Raw genomic sequence first — 16703 nt, 5'->3', positions numbered from 1 at the left:
GATGACCCCGGGGCGGGATGCTCCCATGCGTCGAGGTGCCTGCCTCGATGAGGATTTGCTGCCTACATTGCCATTCATAGAACGATTCCATCGCGGCGTTGCGCTGCAACCAAGAACTACGTCCGAAATGAACAAGTTTGCACGGCAGAGCCATCAACCTGCCGACATCGGGCCATTGCCTGATGACATCGCTGAAGAGCTATCCCGCCTTCCGACCGAGGTCTTGAGCGTCGACGACGCCCCCTCCATCGCTCCGCCGGCGGCGCTGACCAAGGACGAGGTCCGCACCATCGTCATCAGCCTGATGCTGACGATGTTTCTGGCGGCACTCGACCAGACCATCGTGGCGACCGCGCTGCCGACCATCGGGCGCCAGTTCCGCGATGTCTCCAACCTTTCCTGGGTGATCACGGCCTATCTGCTGGCCGGCACCGCGGTGGCGCCGGTGTTCGGCACGCTCAGCGACATCTACGGCCGCCGCGCCATGCTGATCACCTCTCTCAGCCTGTTCGTGGCGGGATCGATCCTGTGCGCGGTCGCGCCGAACATGCCGATTCTGATCTTGGCGCGCGGCCTCCAGGGCCTTGGCGGCGGCGGTATCATGCCGGTGGTACAGACCGTGATCTCCGACGTGGTCTCACCGCGCGAACGCGGCCAGTACCAGGCCTATTTCTCCAGCGTCTGGCTGGTGGGCGGAATCCTCGGTCCCGTGATCGGCGGCGTGTTCGCCGAGCATCTGCACTGGTCGATGATCTTCTGGATCAACCTGCCGCTCGCAGCCGCTGCGCTGGCGCTGCTGCTGCCGAAGATGGGCAAGATCCCTGTCTTCCACCGCAAGCGTAAGGTCGACTGGTTCGGTGGCGTGCTCCTGATGGCATCCGCGGTGGTCTTCATGCTGGTCTTGACCTGGGGCGGCACGCGTTATCCTTGGCTCTCGCCGACAGTGATCGCGATGATCGGCGCCGCGGTCGCGCTCGCCGTCACCTTCGTGTGGCACGCGCGGCGGGCGGACGAGCCATTCCTGCCGTTGCCGCTGCTCCGCGGAACGGTGGCGCCTTACGCGCTGACGGCCGGCGGCTGCGCGCTGGGTGCGATGACCGGTCTCACCGTGCAGCTGCCGCTCTATTACGAGTCCGTCTACCATCTCAGCGCCAGCGAGGCGGGACTTGCGCTCATTCCGCTCGCTGCGGTCTCGACCTGCGGCGCGGCGATCGCCGGCCGCACCATGGCGCGCGCGAAGCACTACAAGCGCGTCGCCGTCGTCGGTACATCGTGGGCCGCGCTGTGCGGACTGGGCCTGACATTCTCCACGCTGCCGCTGTGGGCTCTCTTGGTCTTGATGGCCGCGTTCGCGCTCGGCCTCGGTACGACCTTCCCGGTCTGCGTGGTCTCGCTGCAAAATTCGGTCGCTCGAGCCCAGGTCGGCACCATCACCGGTGCGATGAACTTTTTCCGTTCGCTGATGTCCTCGTTCACGGTCGCAGCGTTTGCGGCCATCCTGCTGATCGCGCTCGGCGCCGACGTTCCGCTCGCCGGTGAGCATCATGGTGCGATCAACGCGATTCCCTCGGCCGACATGATGACCGCGTTCCGCTACGTCTTCGGCGCGGCGGCCGCAATGATGGCACTCGCCTCGCTCTGCCTGATCCTGATGGAGGAGCGGCCGCTCGCGGGACCTGCGACCGCGCAACCGGTCGAGATGGCGGAGTAGCGGCTGGCTGCGCGCCAAGCGATCCGGCTATTTGACAGCACCGCCCGTGATGCCGGAGATGAAGCGATCAAGGAACAGATTGTAGGCGATGGCCACGGGAATACTGGCAATCAATGCGCCCGCCATGATCTCTCCCCAGAAGAAGATGTCGCCGCGGACCAGATCTGTGGCCACACCGAGCGTGACCGGCTTCTGCGCCGAAGCGGAGATAAACGTCAGCGCATAGACGAATTCCTGCAAGGTCAGCGTGAAGGTGAAAATCACCGCCGTCAGAATGGCTGGCAGCGACAACGGGAGCACCATCCTGACGAAAGCACCGAACAGGCTGCAGCCGTCGACGATCGCAGCCTCCTCGATTTCGACAGGCATCGTCTTGAAGAATCCCATCAACAGCCAGGTGCAGAACGGGATCGTGAAGGTCGGGTAGACCAGCACCAGCGACCACATCGAATTCTGCAGGCCGAGCGAGGCGACGATGCGCGAGAGTGGCAGGAACAGAAGGGTCGGCGGAACCAGATAGGTCAGGAAAATGCCGATACCGAGCGCCTCGCCGTTCCGGCCGACCATCCGCGCCAGGCTGTAACCCGCAGGCAGCGCGGCGACGAGCGTGATCGCGACGACACAAAGACCGATGATAAGCGAATTGAAGAGCCAGCGCGCGAACAGTGTCTGCTCGAACAGATACTGGAAGTGCTCGAGCGTCGGCGCCTCGTTGAACCAGAAGGGAATATTGGTGACGTTGTAGAGATCGGGGTTGCTCTTCAACGAGGTGATCAGCATCCAGTAGAACGGAAAGGCGGTCAGCACGACGAAGGCCGCCACCGCGCTGTAGAACGCGCCTTCGCCCGCGAAGTTGAGGAGGGCGCGCCGCATGTCAGATCTCCCGCCGTCGGATGTAGCGCAGCATGCCGATGACCACGAAGAACAGCACTGGCAGCATGAACAACGAGATTGCGGCACCATGCGACACATCGCCGGAGACGATGCCGACCTGGAAGCCCTCGAACCCCAGCACGGACGTCGCGCCGACCGGACCGCCATTGGTCAACAGAAACACGACGGAAAGGTCGGTAAAGGTAAACACGATGCCGAAGATGAGGCCGACGGCGACAATCGGCAGGATCATCGGCAGGACGATCTGGTAGTTGCGTCGCCAGAAGCCCGCGCCATCCACCGTCGCGGCATCGATGACGTCCTGCGGGACAGAGGTGATGCCGGCAAGAAAGATGACGATCGCGAATGGAAAGAACCGCCAGGCATTCACGACGATCACGGACAGCATCGCCAGATGCGGGTTGCCGAGCCAGTTTGGCGCCTCGGAGCGGGTGATGATGCCGAGCGAGATCAGCGTCCAGTTGATGACACTGTAGAGCGAATCGAACATCCACTCCCAGGCGACGGTGGCGAGTGCGATGGGCACGGCCCACGGCAGGATGATCAGCGCCCGGACGATCTTGCGGCCCGGGAACGGTCGCAGCAGCAGAAGCGCGCCGAATTTGCCGAGCACGAGTCCGAGAAGCTGAGACCCGAAGGTGAAGAGAAAAGTATTGGCCAGCGTTTCCTGAAAGACCGGATTATTGATGATCTGTCTGAAATTCGAAAGGCCCACGAAGCGCCAGGACGGATCGTAGATCGTATAGGCGCTGACCGAGTAATAGACCGCGAGCAGAAAGGGCAGGCCGACCAGCAAGAGCACGTAGAGGATCGCGGGCGCGACCATGACGCTGCCGAGCACGTCGCGCCGATCCAGGATGAAGCGGAAGCGCGATGCCGGCTTGGCGATAGGTTCGGCGACCGAGACCATTGAAGGCGACCTGTTCTGGTGAGACCCCGTTCTAGTGAGATATGGCCTGCTTGCCGTCCGCGTCGAAATACCGCAATGCACCGCGGCGTACGGCGAAGCGGTGCCACTCTCCCGCGCGGATGCTTTCCTCGGCAACATGCGCCGGGGGCAACTTCGCGGCGATCACCTGCGCCGGATCGAAGCCCTCGACGGCGCCATAGACGATTCGTTCCGAACCGAGATATTCGGAGCGATCGACCCGGAATGAGAACTCCGCCGCGTCGTCGCCACTGATCATTTCCCTTGGAAGAAAGTTCTCGGGTCGAAAGCCGAGATACCCGCCGTTGCGTGCGAGCAGGTTCATCGGTGGCGTGCCGACAAAGGTCGCGACGAAGCGATCGGCCGGATTTTCGTAGATTTCCACCGGCGTTCCGACCTGTCTTATCTGCCCATGATCGATGACGGCGATGCGATCGCCCATACCCATCGCTTCCACCTGGTCGTGCGTCACGTAGATCGTCGTGATCCCGACGCGTTGCTGGAATTGCCGAATCTCCTGGCGGGCCGAGGCGCGCATCTTGGCGTCGAGGTTGGACAACGGCTCGTCGAGCAATAGCGCCGTCGGCTCACGCACGAGCGCGCGTGCGAGCGCGACGCGCTGGCGCTCGCCACCGGAGAGCTGGCGCGGCCGGCGATCGAGCAGTTGCGAGATCCCGAGCAGGCTCGCCGCCCAGTTCACCTTCTTGTCGATTTCTGTACGGGGAACGCGTTGCGTCTTCAGGGGAAAGGCGATGTTGTTGCGCACCGTATAGTGCGGATAGAGCCCGTAGCTCTGGAACATCATAGCGACGCCGCGGGCGCGCGGCGGTACGTCATTGACGAGGTTGCCGCCGATCAGGAGGTCGCCGCTCGTCTGTCGCTCGAGCCCGCAGACGATGCGCAGGAAGGTCGTCTTCCCGCAGCCGGATGGCCCCAGCAGGACCATGAACTCGCCGTTCGGCACCGTAAGCGTAATGCCGTCGACGGCGAGAACGTCGTCAAACTTCTTGAAAATCTTTCTGGCGGACACTGCGGCCATTGTGGAATTCCAGGTATCGGCCCACGCGGAAATCTTCCGGAAGGACCGGTCGCGTTCTATGCCCGATGTTCATCTGGAGCCTCCGTGCGAACCGCATGTGCATGCGGTTCGCACGCGCGGCGCTCAAGCTCTATGCAGCCACTTGTCGAGGATGCCCTCGCATTGCTGCGCGGCCCATTTGACGGCTTGTTCGGCGGTCATCGCCCCGGTCGCCGCCTTTGCCATCATGTCGCAGACGATGAAGTCGTTATAGATCTCGTCAGTGGCTGGCCACGCCGGCCCCGGATAGCCGGGCACGGCGGACCATTCGTCGGAGGTCTGCAGGACGGACAGCTTGTCACGCGGTGTCGAGGTCGGGTCGTCGGACAGCAGCGGCATCGGTTTCGGGACGATGTTGGCGAAGATCGGGTTGTTGTAACCCGAACTCGCCTTGAAAGCCTCGATCCAGTTGTCGGCATAGTATTTCAGGAACTCGAGTGCCGCCTCCTTGTTCCTAGCGAACTTCCAGACGCCGTAGAACTCGGCGGCACCGCCCATGATTTGACGCACGGGGCCCTTGGGTGGCTTCATGACGAAGATGTCGTCGGCGACTTTCTTGTTGAGCTGCTGGGCTGTCCGATAGGCGGAGATCGGGTTGATGATCAGCGAGCTGACGCCGGAGTCGATGTACTGGTTGTTGCTGGCGTCGTTCCACGAAAGCACATCTCCCGTCATGGCCTCCTTGTAGAGGGCGGCGACGAACTTGACCGCCTCGACCGACTCCTTGGTGTCGAGCACGACATGCTTGCCGCTCTCGTCCTGGAATGCGCCGCCATAACTCCAGAGCAGGCCGCGCCAGGTCGTATTCGGATCGTTGCTGTGGCCGAGCGAAATTCCGACCGGGTTGCCCTTCTGCTTCAGCTTCGCGCCGCCGATCCGCACATTGTCCCACGTATCGGGCACCACACCGATCTCGTCCCAAAGGCTCTTGCGGTACATCACCGGGAAATTGATGTAGTAGTCGGGGAATGCGGACCAGGTTTTGTCGTCCTGGTTGTAGCCGATCTGCCGGCCGATCACGGTGATCTTGCCGTATTTCTTTTCCACCGACTCGACCAGGTCAGTCACATCGACAAGGAATTTGCGGTAGAGATGCGCGCCGCCAGCTCCGTTCCATCCAAACAGATCGTGACCGGAACCAGCCGACGCTTCGGCGGCGGCGCGTGCGGCAACATCCCCGACGGGGATATGGTCGACCGTGACCTCGACGTGGTTCTTGGTTCCCCAATCCTTGGCGAAATTGTCGAACCATTTGTCGTAGGCTGGGACGAAGTGACTCCACTGCACGATCGACAGCGTCTTGGTGTCGGCCATCGCTGGAGAAATGAATGGTGTCGAAAGTACCGGTGCTGAACCGGCTGCGAGAAGGGCGAGCCCCGTGTCCTTCAGGAGCCGGCGTCGCGTGACACGATTGCGCGTGTTCATCTGCGAGTCCTCCTCCGTTTGGTTTCCTGGTTAGATCAGGCCGATCCTGATGAGAGATCCGCCTCGCTCCCCTGGATTGTTCTTTTTGAGTACCTCTTTTGGGCTAACATAGTGCGGCGATCTGGCCTGCGATATCTCGACAAAAGCCGGTCAACAGATGTGACCCATCCGCGGCCTTCGAGTGGATCCGTCACGAAGCGGAAGTGCGATGTCTCATCCACCACGATCGGCATAGGGATTGTCGTCGGCGCGGCGCTCGGCTGCCGTCCTCGCCGCCGTCGCAAGATGGTCCTTCAACCGCGCGAGTGCCTCCGCAGACCAGTCCTTGACATCGGTGACGGCGACCCAGGCATCGACGTAATGCTCGGGCGCATAGACATGGCCAAAACCCATCGGCGTGTTGGTCGCGACCGCCATGTCGAGGGCGAGCTGAAGCATCGTGACGACAGGATACCAGCGCAGCTCCGGCGACACGTCTGGACCGCGCGGCGCTTTCATCCAGGCTGGCGCTCGGTAGGCATCGTGGTAGTCGAACAGCACGATCGGGTCGCTGGCATATTGGAGATAGACGACGCGCAGCGCCCCCCAGGGCGCATCGGCTGGCACCGTCGGCCCGTTCTGGTTCATGAAGCGCACGAAGCGGCCGTCACGAAATTCCGGCAACCAGGCCGGCGAGCCCGCATTGCGGTTCGCGGTGACCGAGCGCCAGATGTGGCTCTCGAATGGCGGCCCGCTCCACAGCGCGCCGGCGATGGGGTCGCCAATCGTCTCGAACAGCTCGGCGGATCTTTCCGAGTTCATGGCGCCGAGGCTGAGACCATGCAGGTACAGTTTTGGCCGCTTGTCCCTCGGCAGCGTCGTCCAGTAGCCGTAAACTTCCGAGAACAGGGCGCGCGCAGCTTCCACGCCGTATTCGGGCTGAAACAGCAGCGACAGCGGGCTGTTGAGATAGGAATACTGCATCGCGACGCTCGCGACATCGCCGTGGTGGAGATACTCGACGGTGCCCATCGCAGCGGGGTCGACCCAGCCGGTGCCGGTCGGCGTGATGACGATCAGGGTCGCGCGATCAAAGCCGTGCTGGCGCTTGAGCTCGTCCAGCGCCAGCTTCGCGCGCGCCTGCGCCGTGTCGCGGGCACTCAAGCCCACATAGACGCGCACCGGCTCCTGTGCAGGGCGGCCCGTGAAGGCGCTGATCTCGGCTGCCGTTGGTCCCGAAGCCACGAATTCGCGGCCCGCGCGCCCGAGCTCATTCCATCTCACCAGCGATGCCGCGCTTCCCGTTTTCCCAGGTGCCGTCGGCTGCGGCCGTTCAGGCTCGAGCAAGGCGTCGAATTCGCGGAAGGACGAATCGAGCGCGCGGAACGCCGTGCCGATCAGGAGATTGTTGGCGATCGACCAGAACAGGAGCGTCGCGATCAGCACGCCGAGGACGTTTGCGATCTTTCTCGGGATGACACGACTTTTCCACGCGGCCAGAAAACGAACGACAAGCACGAACAGCCGCCCCAGCGCCAGCAGCACGACGAACGTGACCAGCGCGATCGCGCAGACCTTGAGCGGATGCGCGGTCTCGACCGGAGCCATTTTCATGACGGCGCGGATCGAGTCCTGCCATTCGGCGGCCCGCCAGAGATAAATGATAGCGACGAGCAGGCAGCCGGCCGCGACCAGCGTGTTGGCGGTCGATCGAACGCGCGCCGAAGGCTCGGGCAGTTCGAGATAGTGCCACAGCCAGCGCCAGAGGATGCCGGCGGCATAGCCGATCGCAAAGCAGGCGCCGGCCAGCGCGCCCTGCGTGAGATAGCTGCGTGGAATGAGCGTCGGCGTGAGTGAAGCCGCGAAGAACAACGCGCCCAGCATGAGACCGACGCCGGACAGCGACAGCATCTGCCGCCGGATAAGCCAAGCAAGATTTTTGCCGACACTCATGTGTCCCTGCTGGCGTCGCTCATGTTCCCGGCCGCGACACGTCGGTCTCCTTGCTGGTGATGAACTCCAGCAGGGTCGGCACGCCGTCGCGGGTCTTCTGGATGCCGCGCTTGATCGCGGGCCCGATGTCCTCTGGCCGCGTCACCCGCTCGCCATAACCGCCGAAGGCGCGCGCCATCGCGGCGTAGTCGCCGGATATGTCGGTCGAGCGATATTTCTCCGTCGAGACCGGCATCACCTTCAACTCGATCGCCATCGAGAAGTTGTTGAGCAGGATCGACAGGATCGGGATGCGTTCGCGCACCGCGGTTTCGAAATCCATGCCCGTAAAGCCAATTGCGGCATCGCCCCAGACATTGATGCAGAGCTTGTCGGGCTTTGCGAGCTTGGCGCCCATCGCAAGACCGAGGCCGTAGCCGAGCTGCGTGGTCTTGCCCCAGCCGATATAGGAGAGGGGCTCGACCGTCCTCCAGAACGGCGAGAGCTGGTCGCGCGGACTGCCGGCATCATGAGTGATGATGGTGTTGTGGATGTCGACGGTGTGCTGGAGGTCCCAGAGCACGCGATAAGGATTGAGCGGCGCGTCGGTGCTGGTGAGCTTCGGCATCCACTTTGCGAGCCACTCCTTGTGGGACGCCGCGATCTCCGCTGCGACTGCCGATGCGTCGCGATCCGACGTAACCGTCTTGCCGATCTCCTCCAGCAGCGCATCGAGCACGAGGCCGGCATCGCCGACGAGTCCGACTTTCGCTTCGACATCCTTGTTGAGATGGTTCGGATCGAGCGTAGAATGGATGATGGTCTTGCCCTTGGGCATCGCGATACCAAAACTGGTCTCGGTGAACGAGCAGCCGATGCCGAAGATCACGTCGGCTTCGGCAAGAAACTTGGGAACCGCGCGCGGCACCGCGAGCCCGCCCGAGCCGAGCGAGAGCGGATGGGTTTCCGGAAACGACGACTTGCCGCCGAGGCTGGTGGTGACGGGGATCGCAAGCCGCTCGGCCAGCCGTTTCAGTTGCGGCCAGGCCTGCGCGTAGTGCAGGCCCTGGCCGGCATAGATCACGGGCCGTTTCGCGTTGATCAGAAGCGCCGCAGCTTCCTTCACATGAACAGGGTCGGCGCCGTAGCGGGTGCGCAGCACCGGTGTGTAGTTCAGTGGTTCCGGGACCTCTTCGTTCCACATGTCAGAGGGAATCTCGACGATGACAGGACCGCCGCGGCCGTTCTTGAGCTTGGTGAAGGCGCGGCGAAAGATGTTGGCGACTTCGGCGGCGAGGATGATCGGCTCGGACGATTTGGCGAACGCCTTCATCACCTCGCTCGAGTTGAAGTTCGGCTCGATGTGCGAGAGCCTGCGCTGATAGCCCATCGGCAGCACCAGCACGGGCACGGACTCGCCAAAGCACTGGGCGACGCCGCCCATGGCGTTCTCCGCGCCGGGACCATGCTGCATGCAGAAGGCGCCGATGCTGCGCCCCGAGGTGACGCGCGAGATCCCATCCGCCATGTGGATGCCGACGCGCTCCTGCCGCACCATGACGGGCCGAATCTCCGCCTTCGCCGCGTGCTCGATCAGGTGATTGACGGGATAGCCGCAGAGGATATCGATCCCCTCGCGCTTCATAATTTCCGCCATCGCAGTGCCGAGCTTCATCGCGTCTCTTCCTTGGGTCAGGCCGGTTGATCCGGCCGGTTTGTCGGGTAGAGGATCAGGAATTCGCGGAAGCGTAAAGCGCGCGCGCCCGCGCGCAGCCGTAGGTCTGCCATGCAGGGCTGTCGCGCTCGGCGGCCATCCACCCGCGCGCTGTTTCACCCGTCTCAGACAGGCGGCGGATTGCGGTCAGTGAAGGTCGTTCGCTGGTGCCAATAAGGATAGGGCACCGTCACCTTGCTGGCCGCGTCCAGCCGCTCGATCTGACCCTTGGTCAATGACCAGCCGACCGCGCCGAGATTTTCGCGCAATTGCGCCTCGTTGCGCGCGCCGATGATCAAGGTCGAAACCGTCGGACGCTGGAGCAGCCAGTTCAACGCAATTTGCGACACGCTTTTCCCGGTTTCCCGGGCAACCTCGTCGATGGCGTCCACGACACGATAGACGTGCTCGTCAGGCACGGGCGGCCCAAAGTCGGCCGTTTTGGGCAAACGGCTGACCTCGGGCTTCGGCTGACCCCGGCGTATCTTTCCGGTGAGACGCCCCCAACCGAGAGGCGACCAGACGACCGCTCCGATCCCCTGGTCCATGCCGAGCGGCATCAGCTCCCACTCGTAATCGCGTCCGATCAGCGAATAGTAGGTTTGGTTGGCGACGTAGCGCGGATAGCCGTATTTGTCGGCCACGGCGAGGGACTTCATCAGGTGCCAGCCGGAGAAGTTCGAAACGCCGACGTAGCGGATCTTGCCGGCGCGCACGAGCACATCGAGCGTCGCAAGCACCTCTTCGGGCGGCGTAAATGCGTCGAAGCCATGGAGCTGGAACAGGTCGATATGGTCGGTACCAAGCCGGCTGAGCGACCCCTCGATCGCAGCGAGCAGATGCTGCCGCGATGAGCCGATGCCCACATGGAGGCGATGCTTGACGCGCGCCTTGAAGCGTCCACATTGCAGGTGGAGAAGCGGCAGGATATCGCGCGGGCTTGGAGACCGATGGGCACCTGGGGGACTATGACACGTCGTATGGTCAGCGGAATGATGGCTGGCTCTGTGCTGCTGGCTGCGCCTGTCATGGCCGCCGAGTCTCCGGCCGAGCTGATCTCCGGATTCCGTCTCAAGCACGGCGAGGTTCGCGTCGTGCGCGATGCAACGCTGGATCGCATCGCGCTGGAGCAGGCGCGTGCGATGGCGGCGAAGGATGATCTCAGTCATGAGGTCCTTGGCCCGTTCACTAGGCGGGTTGCGCCGGCGCATGCGGGGCGCGCTGCGGAAAACATCGCCTATGGTTACGATAGCTTCGAGAAGACGCTGGGACAGTGGATCGATTCCTCCGGGCATCGCAAGAACCTCTTGCTGCACAACGCCTCTCGCGTCGGGATCGCGAGCGCGAGGAATGCCAGCGGCAAGCGCACCTATTGGGCCATGGTGATCGCCGGCGATTACGAGCCGAAGCCGGGCAAGGGCAAGAAGGACAGGGAGCCCGTTGTCGCCGTAAGACGCGACACCGCTCCCTCAGGGGGATCCAAGCCCAAGGATTGCCACGTCAAGCTGCTCAGCCTCTGCATTTGAGGCGGAGGGCGATGTCGGATTCGCCGGGCTAACTGCGGCGAGGAGCCTTGCGGAACGGGCTGCTGCAAAGGATGCTTGCAGGCACTGTCCATCAAGGGAATCATTATGTCCGTCGACACCCAGGCCGCCACCGATCGCCTCATGCGCTTCCTCGCCGTCGAGGGCGTGACTGGGAAGGAGGCGGCAATCGGGCGCGAGCTTACGGCGGCGCTGCGAGACAGTGGCGTGCCGGCGGGGGCGATCCGCCTCGACGATGCCAACACGCGCATTCCCGTGCCGACCGAGACCGGCAACCTCATCGTCGACCTGCCCGGCCGCGGCGCGATGCACAACCAGCCGCGGATCATGTTCATGACCCACATGGACACCGTGCCGCTGTGCGCCGGCGCGAAGCCGAAACGATCGGGGCGCAAGATCGTCAATGCGGCGAAGACCGCGCTCGGCGGCGACAACCGCTGCGGCTGCGGCGTTCTCGTCACGTTGGCGGCTGAGCTCGCGAAACAGCAGCTCGATCATCCGCCGATCACGCTCTTGTTCTGCGTGCGGGAGGAGAGCGGGCTCTATGGCGCGCGTCATGTCAAGACGGAAGAGCTCGGCTCGCCGGTCATGGCCTTCAACTACGACGGCGGCTCTGCCTCCAACGTCACCATCGGCGCCGTCGGCGCGGATCGCTGGCAGGTCGAGATTTTCGGCCGCGCCTCGCATGCCGGCGTCGCGCCGGAGCGCGGGATCAGCTCGACCATGATCCTCGCGCTTGCGCTCGCCGAGGTGAAAGCCGGTGGCTGGTTCGGCAAGGTGGTGAAGGGAAAGCGGCAGGGCACCAGCAACGTCGGTCTCGTCACCGGCGGTGAGGGCCGCCCCGCAGGCGATGCAACAAATGTCGTTACCGACTATGTGCACGTGCGCGGCGAAAGCCGCAGCCACGATGGAAAGTTTTTCAAGGAGATCACCAAAGCCTACAAGGCTGCGTTCGAGAAGGCTGCCAAGCGCGTCACCAACGCGCAAGGCAAATCCGGCCGCATCAAATTCAAGGCCGAGACCGACTATTATCCGTTCCGCATGAAGGAGAGCCTGTCCGTCGTCAAACGCGCGATCGAAGCCGTGTCCGCGGTTGGAGGGACGCCGGCCGTCCGCGCCGCCAATGGCGGCCTGGACGCGAACTGGATGGTCCGCCACGGCATCCCGACCGTAACCTTCGGTGCAGGGCAGAACGAGGCGCACACCATCGACGAGTGGATCAACCTCGACGAATACGACCGCGCCTGCGCGCTCGCGGTCCAGCTTGCGACGATGCGGTGAGGGGCTGGACAGTTTTGCGACCGTCCGAGGGAGTGCGGTCGGGTCGTTCGCGCCCGGGAGTTGATCAAGATTCCGCAAGTGGCCTGTTTCTGCGCCGTTCCTGATATGGCGTGACACACTCGCTCGGAGTTGTCATGGCCGCGTCATGCCATCTATGGTCATGCCATCTATGAAAGCATGAGGGCAGGAAGCAGAACCGATGGGCAGGCGGAAGATCTCCTTGTCGGAAAGCGGGTGGATGCACCGCATGTTGCGCGGCATGGTTGATCCATGCGCAAGCTTGATGACATCGCCAAACGCGGAGAGGGGCTGCGGCCTGAGCTGAGGTCGTTTTACGAGCGGCTGGCAAAGGAGCCCGACGCGGAACTGCTCATTCGAAAGGATGGCATGATCCAGTCCGGACCAGACCCGGACAAGGAAACCATATCAGCCAAGGCACGGTGATTGGCAGCCTCGAACCCCCTCAAGCAGAGCGTGCTGCGAGTTTCCGTCAGCTTCCCTGGTTCGCGTTTGACGTCCGGCGTTCGAGTGCATTGTCGCGAGCGAACTGCACGGATATTCACCCGATCCACCCGAAAGCGCGGTTGAGAAATTCTCGACCTCCTTCGCTTTGCCACTCTCCGTGGGCCATGATGACTTTCAATGGCTCCCAGCTCAAGATCTTCGCTTTCGCCTGGCGGAGTGTCTTCCCGCGAATGAAGGTAAGGCGCCAATCGAGCGGAGCGTAGCCTTTGCCTTCGACAATCTTCGAAAGACGGGCGAGCGGTCGTTGCCATGGTCTCCAGTGCTCAGAAAGCCACTTCGAGGAGAAGTTTTCAGAAAGATCCGCCAGGATCGCCGTGCGCGAGGGGATGTGGAAGAACACGATCTCGTCCATCGCAAAGGATCCTCGGACCCAGCATTGGTCAATTTGCTCTGCCCAAGCGACGGGCGGTCGATCGACAAGCGGCGATTGAAACAAGAGGTCGCGACGCTTCCTTATCGTGGACGCAGGTCCCCACAGTTCAGCGTCCGGAAACGCTGCATGCCAGTCCCTGAGATAAAGGTGATGCAACTTGTTGGGACTGACCAAGTGCGCGGGCCGACCGATGGTTTCGATTTCGCGTCGGAGGCGCTCGGTGAGCTCAGTCGGCGACCAGACCCAGAGGCTCTCATCTCGCAATCGGACGATTACGCTGCGGGTTGGATAAGCAAAACCGTGAAATTTGACGATATCGCCATCAACCATCCAAATATCGTCGGCGATGGGAAGGAAGAGGGGCATCCTCAATCATCTCTCGAGGTGCGACCGCATTCGCATCCAGCAGGAACGAGACCTGTGCCAGCGCATCGCAGTAGTCTTCATCCCAAAGAACTGAGTGCACCTGAGTTTGTTCGATGAAGAATCCGGCGAAATGCGAATTGAAGGAACGATGACAGTGCCCACATTCCGTCATTGCGAGCGCAGCGAAGCGATCCAGACCGTCGCCGCGGGAACGTTTTCGCGGCCGGCATTTTCGGTTGCGGACGGAGGCGATCGGAATTGATGAGCGGCCCGAGGCGTGGCTGGTCGCCTCAAGACGCCCTTGCGAGGGCGCTTCAGTACTGTCGTTCGGCCGCTCGGCATGGTGCCAAGGCCGGATCTCGTGGTGCGATCAACGGAAGTCGGCGTTCGCGTCAGTCAGCTATTGAGGTTACTTCATCGCTGAGCTGATGGAGTTGAACTTGTTATTGAGTAGTGCCGAGCCCGTGTTGTTCACAACCGTAACGATTGCGAGCGCAATGCCGGCGGCGATCAGACCGTACTCAATGGCGGTGGCACCACTTTCATCGGCAAGGAAAGACCTAAGCAAAGCCATCATCGACTCCTATTGATCCGTCTAATCTATGCGGACGTCGTTTTCGAAGTGGTAAATCGGTCGATTAAGTTTTTTCGTGCGCGTCAAAATAACAGGTTCGGTCGACCTCGCGTGCTGCCTGTATGATGGCACCCATTAAATTAAGGTTTCCTCACTCAATTCAGGTGGATTTGAATCGGTGCCCTGCGGGTGGATGCGGCATTGCAGGGGCTGGGCATGGTAAAGGAATCGAGAAGGCGCAAGGCGTGATCGCGCGTCTCTACGTGCCCTTGCGACCACGTTTCAGCACGGCTGCGAGGCGCCCGACCAGATAGTTCACCATGCGCGGCTGCGATCGCGCGGCACTGGCGGCGACGCGCTCTTCGTCGCTCGCGTCATTCACGAGCCCGATGTAGTTTTTCCTGCCGTCCTGCTGCTGCACGGGCGTACGACCTTGGCTCAATCAAGAGCGCGACCATGCAGCGCAGAGCGGCAATAGACGGTTAATTTTCTCTTCCGTAGGAATACCCGGTGCGACGGTGAGGTCAGGCGGCCGTAGCGAAAAACGACGGCGCCGCTTAACCGACTATTGAGCCTGTTCGCCAACGGGTCGGCAAAAGGGCACCGGGCCGGCAGGGCTCATCCGTGACGGCCGTCCGCGTTCAGCGCCCGCAACATGGCGATACGGGCGAACATCATCCAGCCGCCACCGGTCTCGGCCGCGTTGATGAGGGTCTCGATGGCGGTCTGCCAGTGGGCTTCGTGCTGCGCGTCTTCTGGCAGCTGCATGATGTAGTCGGCCGCCTCTTGCAGCGTGAGCAGTTTGCGCCGGTTGGGCAGGGGGATTGGTTCGTCGAACGACGTCGACCAGGGCATATCAGGCCGGGCGATAGGCGGGAAGGGACATCGCGGCAGCGTCGCCCGGAGGTGGGGCCGCTATCCGGCCTTCCTGCCGCGCGCCGGCGCACGCACCGGCTTGTCTGCCTGCTTCTCGGCCCTCTTGGGCGCTTCCTTGGCGGCAGCGGGCTTGCCGCCTTTGCCGGCGATCGGCAGCAGCATTTCGCGCTGACCTTCGACCCGCTTCTTCGGCTTCTTGGTCTTGCCGTTGGGCCTGGCAGCGGGCGCGGCTTCCTTCTCGGTCGCGAGGCTCTTCTTGAGCGCATCCATCAGATTGATGACGTTGCCGCCGGTCTTCGGCGCGGCCTTGGCGGCGAGCGGCACACCGCTGCGCTTCTTGTTGATCAGGTCGATCAGCGCGGTCTCGTAGTGGTCCTCGAACAGCTCGGGCTCGAATGCGCCGGACTTCTTCTCGACGATGTGCTTGGCGAGGTCGAGCATGTCCTTGGTGAGCTTCACGTCCTGGATGTCGTCGAAATACTCCTTCTCGCTGCGCACCTCGTAGGGGTAGCGCAGCAGCGTGCCCATCAGGCCGGCCTCGAGCGGCTCGAGCGCGATGATGTGCTCGCGGTTGGTCAGCACCACGCGGCCGATCGCGACCTTGTCCATGCTGCGGATGGTCTCGCGGATCACCGCATAGGCATCATGGCCGACCTTGCCGTCCGGCACGAGATAATAGGGGCGGATCAAATAGCGATTGTCGATGTCGGTCTTGGGCACGAATTCATCGATCTCGATCGTGTGAGTCGATTCCAGTGCGATGTCGTCGAGTTCGTCCTTGGTGACCTCGATATAGGTGTCGGTGTCGACCTTGTAGCCCTTGACGATGTCGTCGGAGGTGACCTCGTCGCCGGTCTCCGCGTCGACCTTGAGGTACTTGATCCGGTGGCCGGTCTTCTTGTTGATCTGGTTGAAGGAGACCTTCTCGGTATCCGAAGTGGCCGGATAGAGCGCGACCGGACAGGTCACGAGCGAGAGGCGCAAAAAACCCTTCCAGTTGGCACGGGGGGCCATAGGCTACTCCAAACGCAACAGGGACAACTGGCAAGGATAACACCCGGGAACTGCGAATCATAGCAAGGCGCGGGATGGAATCTTGCAACGGCGTTAATCGCTGATCCTCTGCAGGTCCGGCCCGGAACATCGTTCGCGATCGGACGTTGCCCCGAACGTCGCGAGAAGCCGCGCGGAGGTCGCGGCATTTGGACGCGACACCCCGACAGTTGAGGGTTACCATGGCTACGAGACGCGACGATCAGATCATCGAGACATCGACCGAAGCGCGCCAGGGCGAGCCCGGTCCGTCGGTCGCAGCGTTGCTCACCGTCTCGACTGGACTTGCGATCCTGATTCTCGGCGTCATCTGGTTCGTGTTCTTTCGGACCTGAGCGCCGCCGCGCGGGACACGCGATCAGCACTTCCGACTCGCCGCGGAACGCGGCAAATTGCGCCCGCCATGCGGCCGGCTTGCCCGGCCCGCATGGCGGGCGCCGTCGTGTCGGC

General features: G+C 62.6%; 16 protein-coding genes and 1 pseudogene. 5 read left to right on the top strand and 12 right to left on the bottom strand.

The window, feature by feature from the left end:
• The first annotated feature begins 127 nt into the window (after nt 1–127).
• Nucleotides 128–1711, top strand: a complete 1584-nt coding sequence (locus SO156_RS31750; protein WP_498537510.1) for an MDR family MFS transporter — start codon at nt 128–130, stop codon at nt 1709–1711.
• 27 nt (nt 1712–1738) lie between these two features.
• Here SO156_RS31750 and SO156_RS31745 read toward each other — a convergent pair whose 3' ends face one another.
• From SO156_RS31745 to SO156_RS31715, 7 genes and pseudogenes are all read right to left on the bottom strand, one after another.
• Nucleotides 1739–2584, bottom strand: a complete 846-nt coding sequence (locus tag SO156_RS31745; RefSeq protein WP_498537509.1) for a carbohydrate ABC transporter permease — start codon at nt 2582–2584, stop codon at nt 1739–1741.
• Nucleotide 2585: 1 nt separating this feature from the next.
• Nucleotides 2586–3515 carry a carbohydrate ABC transporter permease gene (locus tag SO156_RS31740; protein WP_458146958.1) on the bottom strand — a complete coding sequence of 310 codons (930 nt, stop codon included), beginning with the start codon at nt 3513–3515 and terminating at the stop codon, nt 2586–2588.
• 31 nt (nt 3516–3546) lie between these two features.
• The gene (locus SO156_RS31735; RefSeq protein WP_498537508.1) at nt 3547–4572 is read right to left on the bottom strand and encodes an ABC transporter ATP-binding protein; all 1026 of its coding nucleotides are present in this window, start codon (nt 4570–4572) and stop codon (nt 3547–3549) included.
• 123 nt (nt 4573–4695) lie between these two features.
• Nucleotides 4696–6036 (bottom strand): ABC transporter substrate-binding protein, encoded by a 1341-nt coding sequence (locus tag SO156_RS31730; RefSeq protein ID WP_498537507.1) that lies wholly within the window; start codon nt 6034–6036, stop codon nt 4696–4698.
• Between the two features lie 213 nt (nt 6037–6249).
• Nucleotides 6250–7968 carry an alpha/beta hydrolase gene (locus tag SO156_RS31725; protein ID WP_498537506.1) on the bottom strand — a complete coding sequence of 573 codons (1719 nt, stop codon included), beginning with the start codon at nt 7966–7968 and terminating at the stop codon, nt 6250–6252.
• Nucleotides 7969–7987: 19 nt separating this feature from the next.
• Complete coding sequence (locus tag SO156_RS31720; RefSeq protein ID WP_498537505.1) at nt 7988–9622, bottom strand: thiamine pyrophosphate-requiring protein; 1635 nt, start codon at nt 9620–9622, stop codon at nt 7988–7990.
• A 164-nt stretch (nt 9623–9786) separates the two neighbouring features.
• A pseudogene (locus SO156_RS31715) lies at nt 9787–10521 on the bottom strand (aldo/keto reductase); the annotation flags it as partial.
• A gap of 90 nt (nt 10522–10611) precedes the next feature.
• Here SO156_RS31715 and SO156_RS31710 point away from each other — a divergent pair.
• From SO156_RS31710 to SO156_RS31700, 3 genes are all read left to right on the top strand, one after another.
• Entirely contained in the window at nt 10612–11187 is a 576-nt protein-coding gene (locus tag SO156_RS31710) for a CAP domain-containing protein (protein WP_498537521.1), read from the top strand.
• 105 nt (nt 11188–11292) lie between these two features.
• Nucleotides 11293–12486: a M20/M25/M40 family metallo-hydrolase gene (locus tag SO156_RS31705; RefSeq protein WP_498537504.1), complete on the top strand. Its 1194-nt coding sequence runs from the start codon at nt 11293–11295 to the stop codon at nt 12484–12486.
• A gap of 270 nt (nt 12487–12756) precedes the next feature.
• On the top strand, nt 12757–12930 hold the full coding sequence (locus SO156_RS31700) for a hypothetical protein (RefSeq protein ID WP_458146952.1): 174 nt from the start codon (nt 12757–12759) through the stop codon (nt 12928–12930).
• 115 nt (nt 12931–13045) lie between these two features.
• Here the strand turns inward: SO156_RS31700 and SO156_RS31695 are convergent, their stop codons facing one another.
• The 5 genes from SO156_RS31695 to ku all read right to left on the bottom strand — a co-directional run bounded on the left by SO156_RS31695 (nt 13046) and on the right by ku (nt 16214).
• Nucleotides 13046–13750, bottom strand: a complete 705-nt coding sequence (locus SO156_RS31695; protein ID WP_498537503.1) for a DUF4336 domain-containing protein — start codon at nt 13748–13750, stop codon at nt 13046–13048.
• Nucleotides 13751–14159: 409 nt separating this feature from the next.
• Complete coding sequence (locus SO156_RS31690; protein ID WP_027521278.1) at nt 14160–14324, bottom strand: Flp family type IVb pilin; 165 nt, start codon at nt 14322–14324, stop codon at nt 14160–14162.
• A gap of 259 nt (nt 14325–14583) precedes the next feature.
• Entirely contained in the window at nt 14584–14745 is a 162-nt protein-coding gene (locus tag SO156_RS31685) for a hypothetical protein (RefSeq protein ID WP_498537502.1), read from the bottom strand.
• A gap of 197 nt (nt 14746–14942) precedes the next feature.
• The gene (locus SO156_RS31680; protein WP_458146949.1) at nt 14943–15179 is read right to left on the bottom strand and encodes a hypothetical protein; all 237 of its coding nucleotides are present in this window, start codon (nt 15177–15179) and stop codon (nt 14943–14945) included.
• 60 nt (nt 15180–15239) lie between these two features.
• Complete coding sequence (gene ku, locus SO156_RS31675; RefSeq protein ID WP_458146948.1) at nt 15240–16214, bottom strand: non-homologous end joining protein Ku; 975 nt, start codon at nt 16212–16214, stop codon at nt 15240–15242.
• A gap of 221 nt (nt 16215–16435) precedes the next feature.
• Here ku and SO156_RS31670 point away from each other — a divergent pair, with 221 nt between their 5' ends.
• On the top strand, nt 16436–16588 hold the full coding sequence (locus SO156_RS31670; protein WP_449381475.1) for a hypothetical protein: 153 nt from the start codon (nt 16436–16438) through the stop codon (nt 16586–16588).
• Nucleotides 16589–16703: the final 115 nt, after the last annotated feature.

The sequence above is a fragment of the Bradyrhizobium sp. UFLA05-125 genome (genome assembly GCF_059803515.1).
This window is presented reverse-complemented; position numbering and strand designations above follow the sequence as displayed.

Excerpts from the sequence above, each read along its gene's own strand:
- SO156_RS31670 (WP_449381475.1), top strand. The coding sequence starts at position 16,436 with ATGGCTACGAGACGCGACGATCAGATCATCGAGACATCGACCGAAGCG.
- SO156_RS31700 (WP_458146952.1), top strand. The coding sequence starts at position 12,757 with ATGCGCAAGCTTGATGACATCGCCAAACGCGGAGAGGGGCTGCGGCCT.
- SO156_RS31695 (WP_498537503.1), bottom strand. The coding sequence starts at position 13,750 with ATGCCCCTCTTCCTTCCCATCGCCGACGATATTTGGATGGTTGATGGC.
- SO156_RS31680 (WP_458146949.1), bottom strand. The coding sequence starts at position 15,179 with ATGCCCTGGTCGACGTCGTTCGACGAACCAATCCCCCTGCCCAACCGG.
- SO156_RS31705 (WP_498537504.1), top strand. The coding sequence starts at position 11,293 with ATGTCCGTCGACACCCAGGCCGCCACCGATCGCCTCATGCGCTTCCTC.
- SO156_RS31720 (WP_498537505.1), bottom strand. The coding sequence starts at position 9,622 with ATGAAGCTCGGCACTGCGATGGCGGAAATTATGAAGCGCGAGGGGATC.
- SO156_RS31710 (WP_498537521.1), top strand. The coding sequence starts at position 10,612 with ATGGGCACCTGGGGGACTATGACACGTCGTATGGTCAGCGGAATGATG.
- SO156_RS31730 (WP_498537507.1), bottom strand. The coding sequence starts at position 6,036 with ATGAACACGCGCAATCGTGTCACGCGACGCCGGCTCCTGAAGGACACG.
- SO156_RS31750 (WP_498537510.1), top strand. The coding sequence starts at position 128 with ATGAACAAGTTTGCACGGCAGAGCCATCAACCTGCCGACATCGGGCCA.
- SO156_RS31735 (WP_498537508.1), bottom strand. The coding sequence starts at position 4,572 with ATGGCCGCAGTGTCCGCCAGAAAGATTTTCAAGAAGTTTGACGACGTT.
- SO156_RS31745 (WP_498537509.1), bottom strand. The coding sequence starts at position 2,584 with ATGCGGCGCGCCCTCCTCAACTTCGCGGGCGAAGGCGCGTTCTACAGC.
- ku (WP_458146948.1), bottom strand. The coding sequence starts at position 16,214 with ATGGCCCCCCGTGCCAACTGGAAGGGTTTTTTGCGCCTCTCGCTCGTG.
- SO156_RS31690 (WP_027521278.1), bottom strand. The coding sequence starts at position 14,324 with ATGGCTTTGCTTAGGTCTTTCCTTGCCGATGAAAGTGGTGCCACCGCC.
- SO156_RS31740 (WP_458146958.1), bottom strand. The coding sequence starts at position 3,515 with ATGGTCTCGGTCGCCGAACCTATCGCCAAGCCGGCATCGCGCTTCCGC.
- SO156_RS31725 (WP_498537506.1), bottom strand. The coding sequence starts at position 7,968 with ATGAGTGTCGGCAAAAATCTTGCTTGGCTTATCCGGCGGCAGATGCTG.